This is a genomic window from Streptomyces sp. NPDC006265 (genome assembly GCF_040613555.1).
Lineage (GTDB): Bacteria > Actinomycetota > Actinomycetes > Streptomycetales > Streptomycetaceae > Streptomyces.
Genome location: NZ_JBEXSH010000876.1, coordinates 1 through 3,763 on the forward strand (window position 1 = coordinate 1; position 3,763 = coordinate 3,763).

Annotated in this window: 4 protein-coding genes; 2 read left to right on the top strand and 2 right to left on the bottom strand. The window is 72.4% G+C overall.

The annotated features are described in order from the left end of the window. On the bottom strand, window positions 1-874 hold an 874-nt coding region (locus tag ABZ281_RS41915), incomplete at its 3' end, for an ATP-binding cassette domain-containing protein (protein ID WP_356663204.1). 241 nt (window positions 875-1,115) lie between these two features. Next, complete coding sequence (ilvA, locus tag ABZ281_RS41920) at window positions 1,116-2,345, bottom strand: threonine ammonia-lyase (RefSeq protein WP_356663206.1); 1,230 nt, start codon at window positions 2,343-2,345, stop codon at window positions 1,116-1,118. Between the two features lie 163 nt (window positions 2,346-2,508). Here ilvA and ABZ281_RS41925 point away from each other — a divergent pair, with 163 nt between their 5' ends. Together ABZ281_RS41925 and ABZ281_RS41930 are read left to right on the top strand one after the other, a co-directional pair. Continuing rightward, entirely contained in the window at window positions 2,509-3,015 is a 507-nt protein-coding gene (locus tag ABZ281_RS41925) for a MarR family transcriptional regulator (RefSeq protein WP_031104766.1), read from the top strand. A gap of 177 nt (window positions 3,016-3,192) precedes the next feature. Further along, a complete protein-coding gene (locus ABZ281_RS41930; protein WP_356663208.1) occupies window positions 3,193-3,696 on the top strand; it encodes a sigma factor-like helix-turn-helix DNA-binding protein in 504 nt (167 codons plus the stop codon). The last annotated feature ends 67 nt before the right edge of the window (window positions 3,697-3,763 follow it).

Consider the following 3,763-nt stretch of genomic DNA (forward strand, 5'->3'; position numbering starts at 1 on the left):
GACCGCGGTGACCTCGGCGCGGTGGGCGACCCGCTTGGACCTCGGCGAGGAGCTTGGCGCCGCCGGTCACGGGGGCGGTGAGCTTGCGCATGTGCTCCTCGACCGTGGTCTCGCCCTTGCCGAAGCCGGCGAGGACCTCGGCGGCGGTCTGGATGTGCTCGCGCTGGTGCACCACGACCTCGACGCGCTCGCCGCCGGTGCGGGCCTTGAGCTGGTCGGAGGTGCCCTTGGCGATGACCTTGCCGTGGTCGACCACCGCGATGTCGTGCGCCAGATGGTCGGCCTCCTCCAGGTACTGCGTGGTGAGCAGCAGCGTGGTGCCGCCGGAGACGAGTTGCTTGATGACCTCCCACAGCTGCTGGCGGTTGCGGGGGTCGAGCCCGGTCGTCGGCTCGTCCATGAACATCACGGGCGGCGAGACGACCAGGGCGGCCGCGAGGTCGAGGCGGCGGCGCATGCCGCCGGAGTAGGTCTTGGTGGGGCGGTCGGCGGCGTCCGCGAGGTGGAACTGCTCCAGCAGTTCGGTCGCGCGCTCCTTCGCCGCCTTGGCCCGCATCTGGTAAAGCTGGCCGACCATCTGGAGATTCTCCCGGCCGGTCAGGTATTCGTCGACGGCCGCGAACTGGCCGGACAGGCCGATGGAGCGGCGGACCGCGTCGGGCTGTTTGAGCACGTCGATGCCCGCGACGACCGCCCGCCCGCTGTCGGGCCGCAGCAGGGTGGTGAGGCAGCGGACGGTGGTGGTCTTGCCCGCGCCGTTCGGCCCGAGCAGGCCGAGGACCGTGCCTTCGGGCACGTCGAGGTCGACGCCGTCCAAGGCCTTTACGTCACCGAAGGTCTTGACCAGACCTTCGGCGTAGATGGCGCCTGGCATATGAGTCTCCACGTCTTCGGGGATGACCGGACAGACGTCCGGTGAGGCTTCTCACCGACACACCATAACGCGATGTATCGCGTCTCACAATGAGTTTTTCCGCGTTGCGCTCCGTGAGACGAAAGGATCTTGGACAGGCTCGGGAGCCGGCCGGCCGGGGACCGTGCGGGCAGCCGATGACCATGGCCCTGTGGTCAGCCGATGACCGATGGGCCGGTCAGCCGATGACCGATGGCCCTGGTCAGCCGATGACCGTGTAGCCCGCCTCGCGCAGCGCCTGACCCACCTCGGCGCAGTGCGCCGGGCCCTTCGTCTCCAGGTGCAGCTCGACCTCCGCCTCCGTGAGCCCGAGCCGCGGGTCGGTTCGGACGTGGCTCACATCGAGGACGTTAGCGTCGACCACTGACAACGCGCCCAGAAGAGTGGCAAGAGCACCGGGCCGGTCCGTCAGCCGCAGCCGGACCGCCAGGTAGCGGCCCTGGGCGGCCATGCCGTGCCGCAGCACCCGCTCCATCAGCACCGGGTCGACGTTGCCGCCGGACAGCACCGCCACGACCGGCCCCTCGAAGGCGCCCGGCTCACTCAGCAGCGCCGCGACCGGGCTCGCCCCGGCCGGCTCCACCACCAGCTTGGCCCGCTCCAGGCACAGCAGCAGCGCGGCGGACAGCTCGTCCTCGCTGACCGTGCGCACCTCGTCGACCAGCTCGCCGATGATCGCGAACGGCACGTCACCGGGCCGCCCGACCTTGATGCCGTCGGCCATCGTCGCCGGGTTCTCGACGGACACCGGCCGGCCCGCCGCCAGCGAGGGCGGGTAGGCCGCAGCGCCCGCCGCCTGCACACCCACCACCCGCACGTCCGGCCGCAGGGACTTCACCGCCACGGCGATCCCGGCGGCCAGCCCGCCCCCGCCGATGCCGACGAGGATCGTGCGCGCCTCGGGGCACTGCTCCATGATCTCCAGGCCCACCGTGCCCTGGCCCGCGATGATGTCGGGGTGGTCGAAGGGGTGGATGAACACCGCGCCCGTCTCGGCCGCGTACTCCTGCGCGGCGGCCAGCGTCTCGTCGACCACCTGGCCGTGCAGCCGCACCTCGGCCCCGTAGTCCCGGGTGGCGCTGACCTTGGGCAGCGGAGCGCCCTTCGGCATGAACACCGTGGACCGCACGCCGAGCAGGGCGGACGCGAGGGCGACGCCCTGCGCGTGGTTGCCGGCGCTGGCGGCGACGACACCGGCGGCGCGCTCCTCCGGCAGCAGACCGGCGATCCGGACGTACGCGCCGCGCAGCTTGAACGAGCCCGTCCGCTGGAGGTTCTCGCACTTGAGATGCACCGGCGCACCGACCATCTGGGACAGGTGCCTGCTGCCTTCCAGCGCGGTCACCCGCGCCACGCCCGAGAGCATCTTCTGCGCGCCGCGCACGTCGTCGAGGGTGACGGGCCGAAAGGAGTCAGCCGTGCTGTAGCTCATGACTCCAGCATCGCAGTTCACAGGCGGGAACGACCGTTGTGACCAACCTCCGAGACCCGCTTTGCGCAGCGCCGGTACGACCCGCCTTCCGGCCGCGTACCCTGTCCCCCAATCTGCCAGCCCTCCACGAAGTGAGCCCCCGGCCATGCCCACAACACCTGAAATGTCGATGGACATGACGACCGTCGGTGACACCGGTCTTCTCGACACGCTGCAGCACGAGGTGGCGCTGTTCGCCCGCCGTGCCGAACAGACCCGGCTCGGCGGAGTCGGGCAGGTGCGCAACTCCATGGACCGCGCCGCGTACCTGCTGCTCAACCGCCTCGACAAAGAAGGCCCGATGGGCGTCAAGGCGCTCGCCGCGAGCATGGGGATCGACTCGTCGACGGTCACCCGGCAGGTGGCTCCGCTCGTCGACACCGGCCTGGTCAAGCGCACCTCGCACCCCGAGGACGGGCGCGCGGTGGTGCTGCAGCTGTCCCCGCGCGGGCAGGCCCGGCTGGAGGAAGTGCGCTCTTCGCGGCGCCAGTTGATGGCCGAGCTGACCCACGACTGGGAGCCCGACGAGCGCGAGGCGTTCTGCGACCTCCTCACGCGCTTCAACACCGCGCTGTCCTCCCGGATGGCGGCGCAGGGGGTGCCCGGGCCGGAGGCACAGCCGGAGTCCTGACCGCCGTACCCGCACGACGTCCGGTGCCACGGCCCGAGCCCCACGCGTGCGTGGCGCCGCCCGAGCCGTGCGCGGCTCTTGACCTCGGGGCCGTCCCTGACCTGATATGAGACCGGGCCCCCGTCCCGCGCGGCCGGGTGCCCGCATCCTCAGGGTCGCCGTCAGGCGGGAGGCGCGGTGCTGGAGCGGCATGCGTCCCGGGCAACCCGTCGCGCCCGGGAGTTCGAGGCGTTCGTCGCGGGCGCGGCCGGGCGGCTGCTGCACGCCGTCACGCTGCTCACCGCGGAGGCCCCCGACGACAACCCGCGCGCGCGGCGCCTGCTGACGCTGTCGCTGGCGCACACCTACGCGTGCTGGGACCGGCTGCACGGCGAGGATCCGTACGACCGCACCCGCCAGTACCTGGCCACCCGCTTCGCGCGCGGCGCGTGGCACCACTACGGCGCGCTCGGCCGCTCCCGGCCGCATCCCGCGAGCCCCCTGGCCCCGCTCACCCCCCAGGAACGCCTGATCCTGGTCCTCAGGCTCTACGAGGGCGTCGCCGAGGAGCAGACGGCGGCCCTGCTCGGCCTGTCCCCCGAGCGCGTACGGGCGATCTGCCACCGGGCGACATCGATCCTGCTGCACCGGCCGCGGGGCCCGGCGCCCGCGGTGACGGCCGCGAAGGCCGTGCGGTCATGAGCCCGTCCGGCGACCGGGAGGCGACATGAGCGGGAACGACCGCGTGGCGGCCGTAGGGCGGCTCCTG

Coding starts and splice junctions, on each gene's coding strand:
- ABZ281_RS41925 (WP_031104766.1), top strand. CDS start 2,509: ATGTCGATGGACATGACGACCGTCGGTGACACCGGTCTTCTCGACACG.
- ilvA (WP_356663206.1), bottom strand. CDS start 2,345: ATGAGCTACAGCACGGCTGACTCCTTTCGGCCCGTCACCCTCGACGAC.